The sequence below is a fragment of the Legionella pneumophila subsp. pneumophila str. Philadelphia 1 genome, from assembly GCF_000008485.1.
Classification (GTDB): Bacteria; Pseudomonadota; Gammaproteobacteria; order Legionellales; family Legionellaceae; genus Legionella; species Legionella pneumophila.
Map to the genome: position 1 here is coordinate 642,298 of NC_002942.5, position 20,129 is coordinate 662,426.

Genomic DNA, 20,129 nt, shown 5'->3' on the forward strand with positions numbered 1-20,129 from the left:
AGCTACACTCCCGTCAATGAAGTCTTTTTCATAAGCTCTGGGGCTGCATAAGCTCTTGTTTTGATATGAATTAATACAATAAGCAAACTGCCGCATAAGGCACAGAATGGAATGAGTGACAAAGCCCATTGATACGATTCCATTTCATATAATTTAAGTCCATTAGCGCTCATTTGCCCGCTCCAACTGCTATCCATTAATTTACCAATCAAAGTATGGAAAAAAGACCCGCCTAACATATTGATGCAATTCAAGAAGGCGATGGTGACGCCTAAACCTTCATAAGGAACCAAAGTAGAACCTGCGGCGAATACAATAACTTGATAGCAACACAGCAGGCCGATTGCAAAGAAGAGAGTGCCCAGCTGCCACCAGTGAAGTGTAGCGGTGTAAAGAAGAATTAGGAACAAGAAGGCCAAACCAGTACCACAGAGGGCTATTACAAAGTAGTTTCCTAATTTTTGGCTGAGGAAAGCGAGTAAAGGACCGCCAAATATCATCCCCATAAAGATAAACGAGATGAGAAAAGCAGCATCAGTTTTGTTCAGTGCGTATTTGGCGATAAGATAAGGTACTCCCCATACGTCCGCGAATCCCTCCAGGGCACCGACCATTAATAAATTAGCAAGAGCAAGAGCCCAGATGATCCACGATGAAAATAAAGAGGAACAGTGAGACAAATTCATTGTTTTTGTTACTGAGTGAGTATTATTTGGGGGAGAGCGCAAGATCAAAAGTGCGCAACATCCTAAGAGGATGGAGAAAACCGCCAAAGCCAAACCAACTTGTTGTCCACTAAAATTCTGTATCAGGTGGGCAAGCGGTTTTCCTCCATAGATTGCCCCCAACAAGCCTACGCTAAAGGATAAACCGATCATTCTGGAGTACTGTGAATGGCTGAACCACTCTGATACGACTTTGGATACGCCAAGAAAACCAGCCGCAGAGCCTACACCTATCAAAAACCTGCCTGACAGAGCCAAGTAAAAATTATTGGTACCTATGAAAACTAAAGTTCCAATACCACACAACATTGCAAAGGCAAATACAACGAAGCGGGCTCCAAATTTATCCAGCAGTAAGGCTACAGGGATTTGCATTCCTGCGTATCCATAATAATAGAATGCAGCGATAAGGCCAAAGCTTGCGGCATCAATTGAAAATTGCGCCATAATGTCTTGCATGGTTAATCCAGGCCAAAGACGTAATAAGAATTGAAAAGTAAAAAAAGATAAAGGTAATGCCCACATCACCAATGAGACGAAATTATTCTTTGGTTTGAAACTATTTTGATTCATGACGCCCTCCAGTTGAAATCAGTTGGTGCTAACTCTTTGGAAGCCTCCCTAGAGAGGCAGAGAATTAGCAACAGCTGACCGCTCTAGGGGAAAGAGGGCAAGATAATAATAATGATTGAAAGATTATCTATAGACTGGGAAGCGCCGCAAAGCAAAACATTGGCATAAGAATTTGCATAAAAGTCATGGCATGTTTTGTCGTCTGGACGATTCATAATCTTTTCAGGTTGAGTTAATTTTGTCTTTTAATGAGTAAAATTAACAAATTGTGCTTCTATTTGTCAATAGGGGGCTGCTATTTACTGATATTTGGTGTCATTTCTATACGGTTGCTTTGATTAAATAATTTGTCATTAAAGCGGATGATAATTATTTTATCTTTGGGTTCTGGCTTAGTCATTTTAAACTCGCCAGGACTGCGATATTCTATTAACATAAAGGATTCGATCACATTTGTAGAGAGTGAATGTTTTTAGTGAAGGTACGACTGAATAGAAAACAGGACTTACGAAAAACCAGAGGGCCAAGGTAAAAAATATTTTTAATGAGGGATTTTATATAAGCCAAATGACCGAATTATAAATATTTTTAACGAAGAGAATGGGATTTTTCGTAAGTTCTGTGAAATTAAATCATAAACCGGACTATTTTTAATGTATAACATTCTGTTAATTTTTATAGCATTCCTGCTGGTGCTTCTCAATGCATTTTTTGTATCGGCCGAATTTGGGATGGTTAAACTCAGGGCTACGAGAATTCAAGCCATCAAAGAAAATTACGGGCTAAGAGGCCGCATTCTTGAGCAAGTCCATCAAAATCTGGATGCGTATTTATCAGCATGTCAGTTAGGCATTACTCTTGCTTCGTTAGGATTGGGTTGGATTGGAGAGCCTGCTTTTGCAGAGTTATTGGGGCCATTATTTGTTGCTTTGGGTATTTCATCGGTTCATATTGTTACTATATCTTCTTTTTTTATTGCATTTTTTCTTATTTCTTTTCTACATATTGTAATCGGTGAGCTCATGCCCAAGTCCATTGCCATTCGGCAATCTGAATTGATTTCAATATGGACTGCAGTCCCGTTGTATTGGTTTTACTGGATAATGTATCCTGCCATTTGGTTGTTAAATACCTGTTCCAATTTTTTTCTCAAACTGTCCGGCATGGATATAAAAAATGAATACGAAGGTTTTTATTCAAGTGAGGAACTTAAATTAATTTTAAGCGGACAGCATCTGCAATCGGAATTAAAAGAGGATGAACGTGAAATCCTGGAGCATACTCTCGATTTGGCTGAGTTAAATGTCACTGAGGTAATGCGTCCTGAAGATGAAATGATCATAATAGATATAAATGAGCCATTCGAAACGATTAAAGATAAAATTTTAAAATATCGTTATAGTCGTTATCCTGTCTATGATTCCGGGACTAAGGAAATGATTGGTGTCATCCATGTTAAGGATTTATTTGCCGATTTGTTGCTCCAGAAAAATATCAATACATTAAAGCCTTATGTGCGACCAGTACTTAAAGTCAGTCATAAATTACCTGCTATGGATTTGCTGCGTAAATTCAGAGCTGGTATGCCTCATTTTGCTTTGGTATACAAACACAAATCGAGTTTACTTGGATTTGTAACTCTGGATAATTTGCTCCATATCCTGATTGGGCGGATTAAAGACGAGTTTCATAAAACACATGAAGATTGGGTAAAAAATTCGGACGGAACTATAACGACAAAAGGAGATTGCTCCCTTTATTCTCTAGAACGGGCTCTTGATTGCGATATTACTTTATCGCCAGATGAAGAAGAACTGAATACACTATATGGACTTATTATCACGCGCCACGGAAAATTGCCCAATGAAGGCGAAATAATTCAATTTGTTGAATTTGATGCCTTGATTGAAAAGGTACAGGATTCTTTTATAACCAAAATTAAAGTTTTCCCCAAGATTAAAAACTAGGAATAATATTTGCTCCGTGGTATAAAAGGCCAACTGGAAGCCTTTTATACCGGGTTCATTTAATCCAGGGTTGACATATCGATAACAAATCGATATTTCACATCTCCTTTTAACAGTCTTTCGTAGGCAGAATTTACTTCATGCATTTTTATTAATTCAATGTCTGCGGTGATCCCATGCCTGGCGCAAAAATCCAAAACTTCTTGTGTCTCTTTAATGCCGCCAATCAATGAGCCGTTAATGCTCAGTCTTTTTAAAATAACAGGAAACATGGTAACTTCAAGTGGATCTGATGGAAGCCCAACCTGGGTTAGTTGTCCATCCACTTTAAGAAGGTTTAAATATTGGCCAAGATCATGTTTGGCAGAAACAGTATCAAGAATAAAATCATATTGATTGGCTAGTGTTTGCATGACATTGTTGTCGGTAGACAAGACAACATCATGAGCTCCCAAATCTTTACCCGCTTTTATCTTGTTTATAGAAGTGGTAAATACAGTCACATAAGCCCCCATGGCACGGGCTAATTTGACAGCCATATGTCCTAAGCCACCCAGGCCTACGATTCCTACTTTACTCATTTTACCTACTTTAGCCCTTTTCAAGGGGGAATAAGTGGTTATTCCGGCACAGAGTAATGGTGCGGCGGCGGCAGGATCAAGTGATTCATCAATTTTTAATACAAAATCTTCAGTGACGACAATATGTTTGGAATACCCCCCGTAGGTCACCCCTCCCAGATGATTGTCTTGACTATTATAGGTAAAAGTTGCTCCAGATTTGCAATATTGTTCTTCATGCTGATGGCAATAGGTGCATTGACGGCAGGAGTCAACCATACAGCCAACGCCCACTAAATCTCCTGCTTTGAACCGGCGGACTTGATGTCCTACCTCCTTGACTCGTCCAATGATTTCATGTCCAGGAACCATAGGATAGAATGCTCCTGCCCAATCATTATTGACTTGATGCAAATCGGAATGACAGATACCACAAAATAGAATATCAATTGCTACGTCGTGTGCACCAACAGGGCGGCGTTCAAAAGTGAAAGGTTTTAAAGGGGCTCCCGCTTTGTGGGCGGCATAACCAATAGTTTCTGACATTTTTTGTCCTTAAAAAATTATAATCAGGACATACCCCCAATCTCTTTGTTAGAAAATGTTTTTAATTCGGTTGTTTAGTTTATCTAAACTCCCTCATTAAAAGCATTTTTTGTCTTGATCTTGGGATTTTTGTAAGTCCTGCTAATATCTCATCCCATAATGGGCTGAGTCCCAAAACATTAGTTGATTGAGTTATTAATTTATCTGCAAAATTGCTCTAACCAACATTGTCCATAAGGATCACAAACTTCCATTTCCTCACATGAGGGTACGTAATACCTTTGAACTGGTACATTGATCACTACATTCGGTACAATTACACTAGGAACGATAATGTTTCTTACTCCATTATAGTAATAATTTCTGTCGTAGTATCCATAGCCCCACGGGTCATATACTCGGATATCATCTCCGTAATAGTGAACATTCGCTCTGGCAACACCAATGGTTATCCCTGAGCCATACCAAGCATTAATGGTGGTGCTGGAAAATAGTCCTAAAGCCAATAAAAATATCCTGACCATTTTGTTCTTGTGCTTGCGCATTTTCTACCTCACCAGGGACTGAAAGGAAAGTAATTATCATAATGAAATTGTTTCATTTTGCCAAATGAATTGATTTTTTTTAATACGTGAGGCCTAAATTTTTTCAACATTTGTCTTGGTTAATAATTGATCATTATATTCTATAATTTTATATATGTAATATCGTAGTAGAAGACTGGAAATAAAATGCACAAGTTAATTGAGCTGCAAGGCGTAGGCCCAAAATATGCTGAAATGCTAAAGCGAGTAGGGATTGAAAGTCAGGAAGATTTATTAAGAGTTTGTAGTGGTCGCCGGGGGCGTTTTAGAGTAGCCGAGCAAACGGGAATCAGTCATAAATTGATTTTGAAATGGACCAATCAAGCTGATCTTGCACGAGTAAATGGCATTAATGAAGAATATGCTGAGCTTCTGGAACAGGCTGGTATTGACTCAATCCCAGAGTTAGCACATTGCAATCCTGAACAACTTTATAGCTCATTAAAAGAGAAAAATGAGCAATGTCATTTGGCGCAACATGTACCTGGATTATCTCAAGTTGTTACCTGGGTTGAACAAGCAAAAAAATTACCCAGGGCAGTTTATCATTGAAGTCAATTCATAAAAGATAATTTGGAAACTCGACCTTATTTTTTAAGTTTTTTTGCCATGATTTGATCAAATAATTTTCGTTTTTCTAAAGGCAATTCAGCACGGCGAATAGTCATCATTTCTTCAATAGTCCCTTGTACACAATCGGGAGTTAAACGATCGGTGATTAATACGCCATTCAGATGATCAATTTCATGTTGCAAAACACGGGCGTAAAAGCCATTTTCGATTTGTTGGTGAACATTCCCTTCTTCATCATAGTACTTTAGCTGAATTTCATCATACCTTGGCACTTTCCCTGCTTTACTGGATACAGAATAACAACCTTCAAAGTCGCTAATAATACGAGCCTGGGGCAAGGGCTCGTAATTTGGGTTGATTAGGATGTGCATTGGATAGATTTTCGCATTATCACGTAAAAGCTGAGCTTCTTCAGGGATGTAAACTGCGATAATTTGTTTGGCGGAATTGACTTGTGGTGCTGCCAAACCAACCCCTCCCAATGCGTATAATTTTTTTTTCATCGCTTCTATTAAATCTTTATCTTCTCGACTCAAGGGAAATTGAATATTTTCAGCCCGAGTTTTTAGCATATGGTGGTTTTCTATTTTTTCTATAGTAATAATTTCTAAAGACATGACTGGTGACATCCCTAATAAGAAGCCTATTAAAATAAGAAGTTGTTGAGATTTCTTTTTGATTCTCGTTAATGTGGTTAGTAGCAAATACACTATTATTGATTTTCCCAATTGGACAAGAAACTATCAGGACTTACGAAAAACCTCAATCTCTTTGTTAAAAAAGTTTTTAATTCGGTTATTTAGTTTATCTAAACTCCCTTATTAAAAACATTTTTTGCCTCGATCTTGGGGTTTTTCGTAAGTCCTGTAAATATAGTTTATTTCATTTTTTTAATAAAATATTGACCCTCACGTAACGTGATAGATTATAATCATTTTGTTTTTTAGAGTTACAAAATGAAATTTTATAAGATTAAAGAAATCAGCAAACTGACTTCATTAAGTATTCGTACCTTACAATATTATGATGAAATTAATTTACTAAAGCCATCGAAACGGTCACAGTCAGATTACCGACTGTATTCATCGGATGATGTATTACGCTTGCAGCAAATAACTACCCTGAGGTACCTGGGATGTTCACTGGCTTCAATCAAAGAAATTATTCAGCATCCTGATTTTAATCTAAAAACTTCACTTGCTGTACAAGCCAAGGCTTTGGAGAAAAAAGCAGAGCAAATTCATGAAGCGTCTTCTTTATTAAACTACATTGCAATGCAAATTGAAGCCGGGCAGCCAATCAATTGGTATAGTACAGCGCAAATCATTACTATTTTGGAGGCATCAATAATGAATAAGGAACTTGAAAGCACTTATCAGAATATAACGAATCAATCGGAGCTGGGACAAAGTTCAAATTATGATGACCACTATAATCCTAAAAGGCTGTATCCTATCCCCAGAGCCCCAAAACGCCAGGAAATTAATTTGGATCCCAACTCCACCACTTTCTATGGTTTTGATTGCTGGAATCATTATGAGGTATCCTGGTTAAACTCCAAAGGTAAACCTGTTGTTGCGATGGCTGTTATTTCTTATGATTGTCATTCCCCGTGTATTATTGAATCCAAGTCATTAAAACTCTATTTTAACTCGTTGAATAACACTACTTTCCCTGACGTGGAAACCGTTGTGCAAACTATCAGCAAAGATTTAAGTCACTGCATTGGTTCTGAAGTGGCGGTTAACGTGTACCCCTTGTCGGAAATCGCTAGTCAAACTATCTATGCTGCATTCGATGGTATTTGCCTTGATAAGCTTGATATTGAATGCTCTGTATATCATGTAATGCCTGATTTTCTTTCGACCTCGTCTGAATTAGTTGAAGAGGCATTGTATTCTGATTTACTTAAATCAAACTGCCTGGTTACCAACCAACCGGATTGGGGAAGCGTTCAAATTATTTATAAAGGTAAAAAGATAAATCATGAAGGGTTGCTTAAATACCTGATTTCATTTAGAAATCATAATGAATTTCATGAGCAGTGCATTGAACGGATATTTGCAGACATTATGCGATTTTGCCAACCTGAATCATTGACTGTTTATGGACGATATACAAGAAGGGGAGGTCTGGATATTAATCCAATCAGGTCAACAGAACCTTGTGTTTTTGATGGGCAAAATATTCGTTTAATACGCCAATAAAGGAGGGTACTTATCCCCTCCAGCAGGATAAGGAATAAGTTTTAATCCCGCCTGGGAATTTAATAATTAATTTTCAATACATTACATCTTTCCTATGCTAAGATTGCCTGAAAATTTGTACCAATTCAGGCATAAATCTTAAACATAATTCCACAGATTTACTCATCGCTGTTCGATTGGTCCATCGCTGAAATCCATAGATTAAAGAATAAAAACTTGGTTTTGGAGTTTATTTTGATTGACAGGACTTACGAAAACCCCAAGGTCAAGGCAAAAAATGTTTTTAATGAGGGAGTTTATATAAACTAAATGACTGAATTAAAAACAATTTTTAACATAGAGATTGGGGTTTTTCGTAAGTCCTGATTGATAGAAATCATGCATTAGGGAGGATTCATTAAATATGAAAAAATATCATCAATTACTTATGGGAATTACTTTATTGTTGTTTGGTGTATGCAATTATGCCGGTGATACAGGGCCAGTTGAAAATAGCGACTTTTTCCGTGTGTTCATTCCTAATTTGAAACCGGGATATGAATTTTCTGCGACAGCCTTTTATCTGCAACCGGGAGCGAATAATTTAGGTTGGGGGGTGATTACGACAGTACTGCCAATACCATCGCCTAATTGGCAGGTTGTTACTTTTAATCCAGATTATCAAGTTGGGTTTAATTTGGGAGGACGTTATGTATTTGCCAATTCTGGAAGCGATTTGCAATTAAACTGGTCTCATCTGCGTACCAATGATACTGATAATGTCTTTGTGAATCCCTCATCGCAATGGATCTCTCCTTTTTCTCAGACCGGTACTCCTCCTACGCCTTCTGGCCAAATTACAGGAGTGGCTTTATTGAAGCTTGCACATGCCAGTCTTGATTTTAGTTATGATGCAGTCAGTCTCGATGTTGGAAAATTTATTAACTTTGGTTCCAAATTACAGACAAGGCTTTTTACAGGGTTAAGCAGTGCCTGGATAAAGGAAGAGTTGATATCAACTTTTCGGGGCTTTTCACTCCCTATACTGTCATTAAATAATACATCCACTTACAAAGGTGTTGGGCCGAGACTAGGATTCAATAATAGTTATAATATTTCTCATGGGTTCAATTTGGTCGGACAACTCGCCGGCTCAGTCTTGTACGGCAGAATGCAACCAGCTCAATACCAATTCACAGGAACCTCTCAGCAATTGATTATCGCTGGAATCTTTGTAAATCGTGAAGGACTTGCTAATCCCAGTGTCAATCAACTGGTTCCAGCTCTGGATGCCAAAATTGGGTTAAGTTATCTTTACTCATTGAAACAAAATTGGGATTTGAATTTTGAAGCAGGGTATATGGGAGCTTTGTATTTTAATCCTTTATCCAGTTATGAAACAAATACCAATGTTATTGCCTTGGACACTGGCTCTTTGTCAACATCAAGTGCCAAACACACACAAAGTAATTTTTCTGTAGGTGGCCCTTACATTACAGTCAGCTTGAGAACCTGATTAGGGTGGTCAAACTATCATTCCCTGGCCTAACAAAATATGAAAACCGAATTTCTAATTTATGGTTAGGCCAGGACACGACAGATAATCCGGTTTAAATGATTTCGCTAAAAAGCTTATGGAGAATATGAGTCACCTTCAGGAGTTCGAGTGATTTCTTTATTTGGCTCGAAAACAGGTTACGATGTGATCATTCACCATACCAATGGCTTGCATGTAAGCGTAGATGATTGTTGAGCCAACAAAGCTCATTCCTCTTTTTTTCAGATCTTTGGATAAGGCATCTGATTCTTTGCTGGTTGCTGGTATCGCTCGTATGCTTTCAGGACGATTTATGATAGGTGCTCCATTAACAAATTGCCAAACGTAAGAATCAAACGATCCATATTCTTGTTGAATAGATAGAAAAACCTTCGCATTTTTTCTGGTAGAAAAGATTTTAAGCCGGTTGCGGATAATTTCAGGATTAGTTAACAAAGCATTCAATTCATCATCAGTCATTTGGGCTACGGCTTGTGGGTTAAATTGCTTGAAAGCTCTCCGGTATCCGTCGCGCTTTTTTAATATAGTTTCCCAATTTAACCCTGCCTGAGCACCTTCCAGAATGAGCATCTCGAAATGTTTTTCATCATCATGAACAGGAATTCCCCATTCAGTATCATGGTATAGTTCATAATGGGGTTTGTTTTGCCCTACCCATTCGCATCGGTTTAGTATGATGTTTTGACTCATAATGTAATTATTAGATTGGGTTAAAAATATTTAATCCTGGTAATGGCAGTATTTATAACATTGGTCTACTATTCTGTGTGAACTATTCATTAAGTTGTATTCGTTGTCAAGTAATGAAGGTAATCAGGAAATCGCTTGTTAACAGTATAAGGACTTACGAAAACCCCAATCTCTTTGTTAAAAAAGTTTTTAATTCGGTCATTTAGTTTATCTAGATCCCCTCATTAAAAATATTTTTTGCCTTGACTGTGGTGTTTTGCATAAATCCGAATACCAATCAAGTTGTTCTAAAAAAAACAAATTAAAGGAGATTCTTATGACTCAAGCTGCGTTTGGAGAGTTTTGTTGGAATGAATTAGCCACTTCTGATGTTAAAAAGGCAAAGGATTTTTATGGCAAGGTCTTTGGTTGGCAATTTAGAGAGATTGAATCAAAGGAAATGACCTACACTCTTATTCAATGCAATGATAAGGAAATGGCTGGTATATGGCAAATTCCCAAAGATCAACAAAGTCATATTCCTCCTCACTGGATGGCTTATATTTATGTCCAAGATGTATCAGAGGCTTTAAAAAAAGCAAAACAACATGGTGCTCAGGAAGTCAAAGGAATAACGCAGGCTGGTGAAATGGGACGTTTTGCTATTATAGTCGATCCGACTGGTGCACATGTTGCCTTATGGGAGTCCTTTGAATAATACAAAATAGACAGGTGACGTATGAAGTCTAATTTAGTTTATAGTTAATTCCTGAAGATTAAAAAATTGTAAAAGCTATTGGGTTTATAAGGGAATGCTTTTATAAAAAGGGATTACTGTTGATTTCCTGAGCTCGGTCATTTTTTGGAGGTTTGTCAGGAGCCTCTGTCAGGATTTTATTCAATCCCCCGTGTTTATTAATAATCTCCCCCAAGCGACCATCGGAAAGCGCCTTTCTTTCTGATGGATTTAGATTACATCGTTCATGGCATTGGGGATCAAGAATTTTCTGTAATTTGCTTGCTGCAGTTAATTTGACCTCACGGGCTTTATGATTGAAATGATCAGTTCCAAGAATTAAATCCTGTATGAAATAAACGAAAGCCACTAGGCCTAGAAAATTATAATGATAACTCCATTCATTTCCCCTTTTGTTTATATATTGAGCAAGATCCTTAAGGATAGGATGAGCAGTATTCGGTTTGGACCGTTTGGGTGAAAAGATAGTCACTTGTGGAGGTTGACTTGATTTCTCTGTTGTCTTTTTCACAGGGGAATTTGATTGATGTTTGACCAATAACTCAGTTTGTTGACATGGAGAATAACCCTGTGGAGCAATTTGTTTAAAAACTCTATTACAAGTCTCATAAAGCTCATGATACTTGTTTTGAGAATCCGTATCTTTTGAACTCAGGTAATTGGAAGTGGCTTGGAACAAGGTCAAACTTGAGATGAATTTACGATCATCAGGAAAACCACCCATCAGATGAGGTAGAGGAATGTTCTTTAATTTTTCCTCTATGAGTTTTATTAACTCAAAATAGCGCTTAAACAGTACAGGATCTTTTAAATAATCACATGCCTCATTAAAATCTTTAATTCCATATAGTTTGGCCGATGGGCTTTTACCTAAATTTTCCAATTGAGGAAAAATATACCATATCCAATGGCTTCTTTTTCTTCCGTCTTGTATTTCGCTGAATGCTTGATCGTAGCCACAAGTATTACTATTTTGAGCATTATGAAAACGATCGAGTCTTTTATTTCTGGCCATGAATTTTTCTCTTGATTTCATTAATTTTTATATTCACAAATCAGGTATTACGCATAAATTGACTATTTATAAATCAATTATAACAAAGTTATGAAAAGTTGTTATATTTGTTAACGAGTTGGTTTGGATATGGAATCAAAAGTTGTAGGTACTTGTTCATTAGTTGTATCAGTGGTTTTCTGTTCTGCTATTTTTGTGTGCTCTCGAGAAGATGAGCCAAATAAAGTAAATCTGGAATCTAATGAGCTTACAGTACTTTCAGTTGGCGACAAAGCAGGCACTTTATCGTGAACTATTAATATATTTTTCACCTGTCTCGCAGGGTTTGAAGGACTGACTAACTCAAGATTTAATTGTTGCTCATAAACGTTTAATGCTTCATCTAAAACTGCATCCTCGTGTTTCGCAGTTTTTTCTGCTTTTAATTGAGCGTCCTCTATTTCAGCCATTTTTTCAGCGGTCCACTTGATTAAACCAATGATTGCCATAACACTACCTACTGCAAACATGATAGGGACCATAATCGGAGGTGCGGCAATCACGCCAGCTACCACCAATAAGCCGGCTATCGATATTAAAGTACTGGCCGCTGCTATAGCAAAGGTACTGTAACTTAATGGCAAATTAATGGTAGATTTCAAATTGTCTCGTTCTATTTTAGCAAGTGGGGCTATGATTTCTTCTATGCTATCGTCGGTTTTGGTTATTTCTTTTTGTAATGCTTTGATTTCGCTTAAAAGTTTGTTTTGCTCAGCTCTTTTTCCAGTTGGATTGATTAAAGCAATTTTATCTACAAGAGTTTTTAATTGCTCAGCGCGTTTAGCATAGAGTTGGTTTAGTTTGTAAGCGTCATTCTCTTTGTTGTTGCCCGGGGTGATATTTTTTTTCCTAAGTACCGCATTAATGAAATTCAACTCTTCTTTTAATTGTTGCTGTTCAATTTGATTGGGATAAGATTTCTCAAGTTCATGTTGGAGTTCTATGGCACGAATTTCGAATAAGTCATTATATTTATCATTGTTTGGCTCTATACGTTTCGCTACAAGATCTATAAATTCTTTTTTCATTTTGTAGGAATTTGCCAATTGAAATTTTTCAGCAATTTTCCCAAAAAATCCCAATCCTTCCATGATGGTTACAGTAGAAGCAATTACTGTCCCGATGATTGCGGCAGCCAATCCACCGAGGGTGATCGCTGCAATAGACAGGGCGATAATAGCAGCAATTAGAATCGAAGATATTATTTTTTCAGCAATAGATTTTTCCGGATCGCTCACAATTGAGATTGATTTAGCTAATATGGCCACCAATTGCAAAACCCCACCCACCAGTGGAATTTGTCGGTAGGAGCTTAAAAAGGAAGCAATAACATTAAACAAGTGATTTATTCCCGTTGTTATTGTTGATGCTGTGGTAGTTCCAGCATGAATTTGCTCGCCTAACGATTTGGATTGTGTCAGTTGCTCCTGAAGATTCTTTTTAAGAGTTTTCATCTTGTCTGACAATCGGATGGGAGTTCGATATTTTTTGGACATAAAAAGAACCCTAAAGGCATATATAAAACTATATGAGTTATTTTAGTACATAATTTTACTTGTTAATTTTCCTTTTGGGAAGATATTTGTTTGGAATTTAAACAAAAAATCAACAAAGAAGAGCTTGGCACACTATTTTTATTGACGCATCCTTGTTGTTTTAATTATTGCTGGCAAAAGTTTTATAATGAATAGTATATTTCGTTTGCCAGTGCGACGAAGGTACTTGCTTTGAGTTAATGGAAAATGAAATAACCTTTTTACCTGCCAGGTAATTATTCTGGCTAAATAATAGTCCAAACTCAGCGCTGTTTTCTATGAATGGGGATAATAGAAAACCGGATTTTGCCATATTGGAAATGAGTCTATATTGTCTTTGGGTGCCATTTTTTAATTCCAAATTGGCTTCAAGCTGGTGAGGCTTGAAAAAGGTAGTCGCTAACATCCCCCAGAGCGTTGGTTGAATATCTATTTCGACAAAAAGAGATTTATCTGTATCAGGTATTTTAACTTGTTCTCCAAAAGTATGAATTTCTGTTTTTAATGGCACTAAAGATGTTACAGGTTTGTTGACTAATTTTTTTCTTAAAAATAAAAAATCATTTTCTAACCGTACTGGTTGGTAATGATTAATCAGTATCGGCCAACTCATTCCGTCTTCCATTGAAGGAATTCTATTGTCAATTGGTTCTACTTTAAAAAGGATGTTATCCGGTTTGTTCTCACTTAAAAGGTAATTCGTATTGATTTCTGCCATTTTTGCAGTAAAAACGGAATAACTCTGAAAGATTGGCCTTGGCGACCATGTCATTCCCGAGGCGATTAATGAAGTTTGATTGTAAGAATAAATATCGGTAGTACCCGGTAATCTGGGAAAATCATCGCGGGCTTTCAAATAATTCATCGTTAATGAAAAATTTTCTTTTAACCAATTCTTATTCTGGATTCTGTTTTTAAGGCCATAGTAAGCGGCGGTATAGGTGGAAATGAAATTATCTCGAACAGATATTTTGGTATAGTGCCCGTTGATATAACTCGCTGTATAAAGGGATAAAGCTAATAATGGGACTATTACTTTGTTGTTGGAATTAAAATACGGTAACAAAAAAGAGGCTAGCAAAACAGAGGTACCAGCAATGAAGGCATGGCCAAAATGTCTTGTGAAACCCGTTTTATATGAGAGGAAAAGAAAAACGAGATAGATACAAAATAGAAATGCTTTGGATAATGGTGAGAGCTGTTTTTGCAGGAGTATTGATAAGAGAATGCAAGAAGAGGTAACCCCAAAAAATATCAGTTCTTTATTGTCTCCTTCAATTGCCATGGCTTCAGTAAAACCTGATGCGAGCAAGATAGTGTTACTGACATAAGCTGGCAGATTGAAAATAGATTGCCCGGATGCTATCCAAAAAAATAATATGGAAACTACTGGAGATGCCAGACAAAGCACAGCAAGATTTCGCTGTTTATATAGGATCAAAAATAAAGAGCATAAGAGCACGGTAATAATACTTAATATTAAAAGAGAGCCCTTTATCAGAGGAAATAAACCGAATGGCGTAAAAAGCAAAGCAAATAAAGTGCAGAAATTGCTTTTAAAGGATGTTTCTTTTCCAGAAATTTCTTTATGAATGAGTAAGCCAATGATTAATGAATAGGAAAAAAACAAAGAATCCCGAGCATAGATCATACTAAAGAGAAGTATTGCAAAGGCAATACTCCAACGCCATTTAATGCCTTGCATTAAAAGGATAATAGCTATCCAGTAACATAAAGCCAAATACAAACTTCCCCCAACCATCATGAAATCGGTAGCTGGATGGTAGAATTTTGTATAGATTGAAGAATAAGGTCCTAAGGTAAAAAAAATGTCTTTACCAAAAGCCAAACCTTGGGCAACTGCTTGATTAAGTCCTACAGCCCAAGAGGCATCGAGACCGGGAGCTGGCATTTTGGGGGATAGTGGAATAAAAACGGCGATTATAATAATGAGCAAAGCAGATTTTAATAACCACCCCAAAGTGAGTGGAATTATTTTAAGATTTGAAATAACGGTCGTTTGATGAGGGCAGGTTTGGGCTCTAGTCATTTTTTTTGTAGGCATATCATATCAAGCATCATATCATAGCATTCCTTGCTGCTGAATTGACAAGGACTTTATCGCTTCCTTTCCCCATCAACAGAATGAGTCATAGTACCTCAATAACTCTTCCTTTATTTCAAATAAACATAATAGACATTAAATAACAGGAACAAACCAATAATAAAGAATATTACAGCTGCTATTTTTAGTCTCATTGGATTATCGACAAATGATTGGCCTATTCTAACTGCGGTATCGGGGCATAAAAACCTAATTAAACCACCAAGTAAGACTAACCATGCAAAAAGAGTAATAACAACAGGCCAGCCCATTACCCAGATATTATGACTGACGACTAAAAGCAAACCTGTAATTAAGGTTACTATCGCCATAATCAATTGCGATCCGCGATGAGCTATAATCTCTGCCATAGCTGATTTTGCATGCTCATTATGGAATAATAAGAATAAGCTTACTATGACTAAATACCAGCCAATCACTGTGGCTAGAAATGTAGTTAACATCTTCAAACTCCTTACAATGACCTCCTACTATAATTATAGCAATTTTGTGAGCTATGTGTCGGAAAGTTAAAGGAAAATTGAGGAGTAAGCGAGATGACACACTGTTATTTGATTTGAAAATGGAGAGTAATCTAACATGATGAAAAAAATTAATTTATTCAAATTGCTTATGATCTTTGTTCTGGGTACAAGTGCGCTCCAGGCTGCAGGATTATCAACTCAACGTATTGAGCAATTATCTAATGCCAGGGTGACTGTGTGGAAAACAATTATCTATCCCTCTTCAAAACAAGTTTTGCCCATGCACAGGCATGATAACGATCGAGTTTTGGTCGCATTGACGGATGGGACATTGAAAATTACAAACAATAAAGGCAAAGTACACTATTTAAAATTAAAGAAAGGTAAGTCATATTATCTCACCAAAGACGCCCCTAACGAATTGCATAACGATGAAAACGTAACTAACCATCCAATTCAGGTGATGGTAATTCAACTCAATGATAAAGCATGATTAGCAGGAAGTGGGTAATCTGGTGTTGTATTAATTTCTGGTCAGGGAAAACAATTTTAGCGAGAGTACTTGGAGCTCTACCGCTGTCATCGTGATATCAGGCCGTACTATCATCTAATTGGAGCGTTGCTTCCGTCCTTGTTGTTTATTATTTGTGCTATCATTTAATCATTGATTCATTCATTGACAGGATTTCGAGAATGCATACTCAACGTGGATTGGAAGTAACGACAGGCTCCATAGAGGCAGTAGATAGTATCAATTATTTTCACGAACAGGTACTAAGCTCCGGTCAAAACGCAATCCAAATTCTGGATTCAGCAAAAAAACATACTGACAATTTATTAATTCAAACTTATGCGGCGGCTTTTTATTTGTATGCACAAGAAGATGTAGCGAATGAACAAGCCAGCGATTATTTGCAATCGGCATTCAGGTTATTAACATCAGCGAATGAACGTGAAAAATTAATTTTTGAAGCAGTAACGAATTGGTCTAAGCGAGATTATGCCAATGCCATTAGCTTGTTAGTTACTCTGCTTGAAAGGTATCCCAGGGATACTCTGGCTCTGAAATTCATGGAATGGCTTTTTTACTGTACAGGACAGGCTTTTAATGCTGAATATTTTCTTAAAGTATGTGATAAGTGTGCTCCCGAGAATCAGGATGAGTCCCATTTTTTAGCCATACATTCCTTTGCTTTGGAATTGTGTGGGCAATATTCAAAAGCCAAGGAAATGGCTGAGGAAGCTATCACAATGAATTTGCTTACTCCTTGGGCACATCATACCCTGGCTCATGTGCATTTATTAACAAGTGATATTACTGGTGGTATCAATAGACTTCGAGATTTACAAAAAACCTGGGAGGATATTTTGCCTTTGTTGAAAGGCCATAATACCTGGCATTTAGCGCTATTTTATTTGGCAAATCGTAATGAAGAGGAAGTTAAAAAGTTATACCCCCATATTTCAGGGGCATTGCCTGATACTGTGCTTGAGCAGCTGGATACTATTTCCCTGCTATGGCGCATGGATATGGCAGGTCTGCCCCAAGACAGGTTGTTAAATCAGGTTGTGGACCATTTAAGTACCCATCCATTGGAATATTATACCGGGTTTACGAATGCTCATTTTATTTATTGTCTGGTGAAGTCAGGTTATAAAAACGAAGCGGATGAGTCGTTGAAAAGAATGAAGTTTTACGCCTGTTCACCTTCTTCTGATGCTCTATGGGGCGATGTCGTTTTGCCTTTGTGTCAGGGTATCTATGCCTTTGCCGATGCAGATTACAAGACTGCCTTGATGTTGATGGAGCCGGTGATTGGTGAGTGTGCACAATTAGGTGGAAGCGATGCGCAGATAGAGCTTTTTTTTCAGACTTACTTGTTGGTGTTGATACACAATAAACAAAAGGACAAAGCGTTACAATTTTTTACGGAACATTTAAAGTATTACAATAATACGCCATTGAGTGACTGGTGGTTCCAATCGGCTAATAAGGCTTAGATATAACATGGGTCAGCCAATCCATTTATACAGCCTGCATACAGGTTGGTTTGTTAATTTTACCTGACGCAGGTAGTTTGATTGCTGCCATTCCGCATTCGTCTGTTCTAAAAAAAGTGATACCTAATGTTTTCATGCTTTGCAAAGTTTTAGAATGTGGAAATTTGAAGCGATTATCAAATCCTAAGGATGCAATGGCATAAAGCGGGTTTACTTCCAGCAAAAATCGATAGGATGAAGACGTTTTGCTCCCATGATGAGGCACAACTAAAATTTCGGATGCCAGCTGACTGCCGTAGTTTCTTACCAGGTACTCTTCAGCTGCTTTTTCAATATCTCCCGTTAACAAAACCCTGCCAGCCGAATTACTTACCTGTAAGATACAAGAATTGTTATTTTTTTTATTGAAAGATTCCCTGATGGGTAAAAAACGAAAACTCACCCCATCCCATTGCCATTGCGGGTATGAATGACAATTACTTCCACGTTTATAAAAATAGGGATCATTCACTATTAATTGATTGACTTTCATCTCTTTTTCAAGGGAATTTAATCCGCCTTTATGATCTTTATCGGGATGGCTTATTACTATTTTGTCAATTGTTTTTATTCCAATTGACCTGAAAAAGGGGATTATCGCCATTTGCCCTAAATCACTCCCCTGAAAGTAGGAATCTCCCGTGTCGTAGAGTAAAACATGATGTTGCGTTTGTATCGCAACGGCAAGTCCTTGCCCAACATCCAAAATATTAATTAATGCTTCCCCGGGATAAATTGCAGTACGAGGTGGAAATAAGGGAAGGATAATCCAAAGGATAGCCAAGTGTTTGAATGGCTTGACAGGTAATAATACCCTTAAAAACAGACCTGCTGTCATAGCGAGCATCATTGTTACCGAGGTGATGGACCAGGTGATATTGATCCCTGCTATTTGCTCAACATACGTTAGTCCTTGCAGTAACAGGGCAACAAGCCACGCCAATGGTTTCATCAATATCCAGGACCAATGAAATGGACTCGTTATCATGGTCATTAAAGCCAAGGGTACTATCAGAAAACTGACTAAAGGTATGGCGAATAAATTGGCAAGAAATCCATTGATAGAACCATAGGAATACCAATGGAGAGTCAAGGGCATTAATCCAATGAGGCAGCTTAATTGTAATGCCAGTGTTTTTTTATAATTTTTCAGTGGCCAGCGTTGATGAGTCAATAGAAGACAGGCCACGGCAAGAAATGAAAAGTAAAAACCTTGCAGGAATACGGCATGGGGCTCAATACACAAGACTAAAAATAAGGCATATCTCCATATTTGCCATGGTGTAAAACGTTGTTTTCCTATGGCGTATATTGTGTAAAGTACACAACCAATTAAAGCACGTTGCACAGGAGGCTCAAACCCGGCTAAAAAAGCATAGGGCAAGGCGGCCAGTAGCCCACCGATACTCGCTATGGTATTGGCCGGTAAGAACAAACAGCATCGATAATTTATTGACCAAATCCATCTCATTACTATAAAGAAAATGCCAGAGACCAGAGCGATGTGCTCTCCTGAAATCCCGAATAAATGTATCGTTCCTGTTCTTCGGAACAAATTCCAATGATCTGAACTGATATGGTGAGTAACATTTAACGTCAATGCTTCGATGATGCCTGCCGTTTCTGTATCCGGCGCCAGTTTTGTCAAAGCATCCCCTATTTTTTCACGTAGTGCTAACCAACTGAAAGAAGGGGGTTGATTGCTAATTAGCTTATTATTCCGATAACGAATATAGCCAGTCCAATGGATATGACGAGCCGCCAGGTAACGTACATAATTAAAACCTCCCGGGTTGTGGAAGTTACGAGGTTTTTTTAGTTTCACTGAAAGTTGCCATCGCTGACCGGCTCGTAAGACAGGTGGTTTGTTATACCAGTTTAATTGGATCAAGCCTTGAGCAGGGTTATTATTAATTTTTTCAATTGCAAAATGGAATTGGGTTTTGTTAGGATGTTGCATCGGGATGGAAGCAATTGTTCCTTCCAATTGGGCTTGTGTGATTACTTGCGTATCAGGCATGCCCTTGGGAGATACAATCCACTGATGAATCAGGGCAAAGCCACACCCGGCAATGAAGAACAGGACAATGGGATATCTTGGTGTGATATAAAAGAGTAAAGGAATCGCAATAGTTAGATAAATATTATAGGTATAGGCATAAAGTACGCCTATTAAAAAGCAAAAAATTTCCATTTCAAATTAAGTTGGACTT

The 20,129-nt window shown here is 37.6% G+C and carries 17 protein-coding genes and 1 pseudogene; 8 read left to right on the forward strand and 10 right to left on the reverse strand.

Going from position 1 to position 20,129, the window contains the following annotated elements:
- Positions 1 to 2: 2 nt before the first annotated feature.
- Positions 3 to 1,298, reverse strand: coding sequence for an MFS transporter (locus tag LPG_RS03020; protein WP_011213212.1), 1,296 nt, complete (start codon positions 1,296 to 1,298; stop codon positions 3 to 5).
- Between the two features lie 653 nt (positions 1,299 to 1,951).
- Here LPG_RS03020 and LPG_RS03025 point away from each other — a divergent pair.
- Positions 1,952 to 3,265 (forward strand): hemolysin family protein, encoded by a 1,314-nt coding sequence (locus LPG_RS03025; protein WP_010946348.1) that lies wholly within the window; start codon positions 1,952 to 1,954, stop codon positions 3,263 to 3,265.
- A gap of 59 nt (positions 3,266 to 3,324) precedes the next feature.
- Here LPG_RS03025 and LPG_RS03030 read toward each other — a convergent pair whose 3' ends face one another.
- Both LPG_RS03030 and LPG_RS03035 read right to left on the reverse strand, forming a co-directional pair.
- Positions 3,325 to 4,371: an NAD(P)-dependent alcohol dehydrogenase gene (locus LPG_RS03030; RefSeq protein WP_010946349.1), complete on the reverse strand. Its 1,047-nt coding sequence runs from the start codon at positions 4,369 to 4,371 to the stop codon at positions 3,325 to 3,327.
- Positions 4,372 to 4,571: 200 nt separating this feature from the next.
- Positions 4,572 to 4,916, reverse strand: a complete 345-nt coding sequence (locus tag LPG_RS03035) for a hypothetical protein (protein ID WP_011213213.1) — start codon at positions 4,914 to 4,916, stop codon at positions 4,572 to 4,574.
- Positions 4,917 to 5,102: 186 nt separating this feature from the next.
- Here LPG_RS03035 and LPG_RS03040 point away from each other — a divergent pair, with 186 nt between their 5' ends.
- Positions 5,103 to 5,507: a DUF4332 domain-containing protein gene (locus tag LPG_RS03040; protein WP_010946351.1), complete on the forward strand. Its 405-nt coding sequence runs from the start codon at positions 5,103 to 5,105 to the stop codon at positions 5,505 to 5,507.
- 35 nt (positions 5,508 to 5,542) lie between these two features.
- Here LPG_RS03040 and def read toward each other — a convergent pair whose 3' ends face one another.
- Complete coding sequence (def, locus tag LPG_RS03045) at positions 5,543 to 6,145, reverse strand: peptide deformylase (RefSeq protein ID WP_025862460.1); 603 nt, start codon at positions 6,143 to 6,145, stop codon at positions 5,543 to 5,545.
- Between the two features lie 339 nt (positions 6,146 to 6,484).
- On the opposite strand from def, the pseudogene LPG_RS15295 reads away from it, so the two are divergent.
- From LPG_RS15295 to LPG_RS03055, 3 genes and pseudogenes are all read left to right on the forward strand, one after another.
- Positions 6,485 to 6,637 (forward strand): annotated as a pseudogene (locus LPG_RS15295) (MerR family DNA-binding transcriptional regulator); the annotation flags it as partial.
- Positions 6,638 to 6,877: 240 nt separating this feature from the next.
- On the forward strand, positions 6,878 to 7,735 hold the full coding sequence (gene queF / locus LPG_RS03050; protein ID WP_025862459.1) for an NADPH-dependent 7-cyano-7-deazaguanine reductase QueF: 858 nt from the start codon (positions 6,878 to 6,880) through the stop codon (positions 7,733 to 7,735).
- Between the two features lie 403 nt (positions 7,736 to 8,138).
- On the forward strand, positions 8,139 to 9,230 hold the full coding sequence (locus LPG_RS03055) for an Lpg1974 family pore-forming outer membrane protein (protein ID WP_010946354.1): 1,092 nt from the start codon (positions 8,139 to 8,141) through the stop codon (positions 9,228 to 9,230).
- Between the two features lie 159 nt (positions 9,231 to 9,389).
- Here the strand turns inward: LPG_RS03055 and LPG_RS03060 are convergent, their stop codons facing one another.
- Positions 9,390 to 9,962: a DNA-3-methyladenine glycosylase I gene (locus LPG_RS03060; protein ID WP_010946355.1), complete on the reverse strand. Its 573-nt coding sequence runs from the start codon at positions 9,960 to 9,962 to the stop codon at positions 9,390 to 9,392.
- 316 nt (positions 9,963 to 10,278) lie between these two features.
- Between LPG_RS03060 and LPG_RS03065 the strand changes: the two genes are divergently transcribed.
- Positions 10,279 to 10,659, forward strand: a complete 381-nt coding sequence (locus LPG_RS03065) for a VOC family protein (RefSeq protein ID WP_010946356.1) — start codon at positions 10,279 to 10,281, stop codon at positions 10,657 to 10,659.
- 100 nt (positions 10,660 to 10,759) lie between these two features.
- Here LPG_RS03065 and LPG_RS03070 read toward each other — a convergent pair whose 3' ends face one another.
- The 4 genes from LPG_RS03070 to LPG_RS03085 form a co-directional block, all read right to left on the reverse strand.
- Positions 10,760 to 11,713, reverse strand: a complete 954-nt coding sequence (locus LPG_RS03070) for a DUF1810 domain-containing protein (protein ID WP_011213220.1) — start codon at positions 11,711 to 11,713, stop codon at positions 10,760 to 10,762.
- A gap of 110 nt (positions 11,714 to 11,823) precedes the next feature.
- Positions 11,824 to 13,248: a T4SS effector SidA gene (gene sidA, locus LPG_RS03075; protein ID WP_010946358.1), complete on the reverse strand. Its 1,425-nt coding sequence runs from the start codon at positions 13,246 to 13,248 to the stop codon at positions 11,824 to 11,826.
- Positions 13,249 to 13,408: 160 nt separating this feature from the next.
- Complete coding sequence (locus tag LPG_RS03080) at positions 13,409 to 15,337, reverse strand: hypothetical protein (protein ID WP_011213221.1); 1,929 nt, start codon at positions 15,335 to 15,337, stop codon at positions 13,409 to 13,411.
- 125 nt (positions 15,338 to 15,462) lie between these two features.
- Positions 15,463 to 15,855, reverse strand: coding sequence for a hypothetical protein (locus LPG_RS03085; protein ID WP_010946360.1), 393 nt, complete (start codon positions 15,853 to 15,855; stop codon positions 15,463 to 15,465).
- A 136-nt stretch (positions 15,856 to 15,991) separates the two neighbouring features.
- Here LPG_RS03085 and LPG_RS03090 point away from each other — a divergent pair, with 136 nt between their 5' ends.
- Both LPG_RS03090 and LPG_RS03095 read left to right on the forward strand, forming a co-directional pair.
- Positions 15,992 to 16,369, forward strand: a complete 378-nt coding sequence (locus tag LPG_RS03090) for a hypothetical protein (protein ID WP_010946361.1) — start codon at positions 15,992 to 15,994, stop codon at positions 16,367 to 16,369.
- A 200-nt stretch (positions 16,370 to 16,569) separates the two neighbouring features.
- A complete protein-coding gene (locus LPG_RS03095) occupies positions 16,570 to 17,877 on the forward strand; it encodes a tetratricopeptide repeat protein (RefSeq protein ID WP_011213222.1) in 1,308 nt (435 codons plus the stop codon).
- Between the two features lie 25 nt (positions 17,878 to 17,902).
- Here LPG_RS03095 and LPG_RS03100 read toward each other — a convergent pair whose 3' ends face one another.
- The gene (locus LPG_RS03100) at positions 17,903 to 20,110 is read right to left on the reverse strand and encodes a DNA internalization-related competence protein ComEC/Rec2 (protein ID WP_010946363.1); all 2,208 of its coding nucleotides are present in this window, start codon (positions 20,108 to 20,110) and stop codon (positions 17,903 to 17,905) included.
- Positions 20,111 to 20,129: the final 19 nt, after the last annotated feature.

Coding starts and splice junctions, on each gene's coding strand:
- LPG_RS03020 (WP_011213212.1), bottom strand. CDS start 1,298: ATGAATCAAAATAGTTTCAAACCAAAGAATAATTTCGTCTCATTGGTG.
- LPG_RS03025 (WP_010946348.1), top strand. CDS start 1,952: ATGTATAACATTCTGTTAATTTTTATAGCATTCCTGCTGGTGCTTCTC.
- LPG_RS03030 (WP_010946349.1), bottom strand. CDS start 4,371: ATGTCAGAAACTATTGGTTATGCCGCCCACAAAGCGGGAGCCCCTTTA.
- LPG_RS03035 (WP_011213213.1), bottom strand. CDS start 4,916: ATGCGCAAGCACAAGAACAAAATGGTCAGGATATTTTTATTGGCTTTA.
- LPG_RS03040 (WP_010946351.1), top strand. CDS start 5,103: ATGCACAAGTTAATTGAGCTGCAAGGCGTAGGCCCAAAATATGCTGAA.
- def (WP_025862460.1), bottom strand. CDS start 6,145: ATGTCTTTAGAAATTATTACTATAGAAAAAATAGAAAACCACCATATG.
- queF (WP_025862459.1), top strand. CDS start 6,878: ATGAATAAGGAACTTGAAAGCACTTATCAGAATATAACGAATCAATCG.
- LPG_RS03055 (WP_010946354.1), top strand. CDS start 8,139: ATGAAAAAATATCATCAATTACTTATGGGAATTACTTTATTGTTGTTT.
- LPG_RS03060 (WP_010946355.1), bottom strand. CDS start 9,962: ATGAGTCAAAACATCATACTAAACCGATGCGAATGGGTAGGGCAAAAC.
- LPG_RS03065 (WP_010946356.1), top strand. CDS start 10,279: ATGACTCAAGCTGCGTTTGGAGAGTTTTGTTGGAATGAATTAGCCACT.
- LPG_RS03070 (WP_011213220.1), bottom strand. CDS start 11,713: ATGGCCAGAAATAAAAGACTCGATCGTTTTCATAATGCTCAAAATAGT.
- sidA (WP_010946358.1), bottom strand. CDS start 13,248: ATGTCCAAAAAATATCGAACTCCCATCCGATTGTCAGACAAGATGAAA.
- LPG_RS03080 (WP_011213221.1), bottom strand. CDS start 15,337: ATGACTAGAGCCCAAACCTGCCCTCATCAAACGACCGTTATTTCAAAT.
- LPG_RS03085 (WP_010946360.1), bottom strand. CDS start 15,855: ATGTTAACTACATTTCTAGCCACAGTGATTGGCTGGTATTTAGTCATA.
- LPG_RS03090 (WP_010946361.1), top strand. CDS start 15,992: ATGATGAAAAAAATTAATTTATTCAAATTGCTTATGATCTTTGTTCTG.
- LPG_RS03095 (WP_011213222.1), top strand. CDS start 16,570: ATGCATACTCAACGTGGATTGGAAGTAACGACAGGCTCCATAGAGGCA.
- LPG_RS03100 (WP_010946363.1), bottom strand. CDS start 20,110: ATGGAAATTTTTTGCTTTTTAATAGGCGTACTTTATGCCTATACCTAT.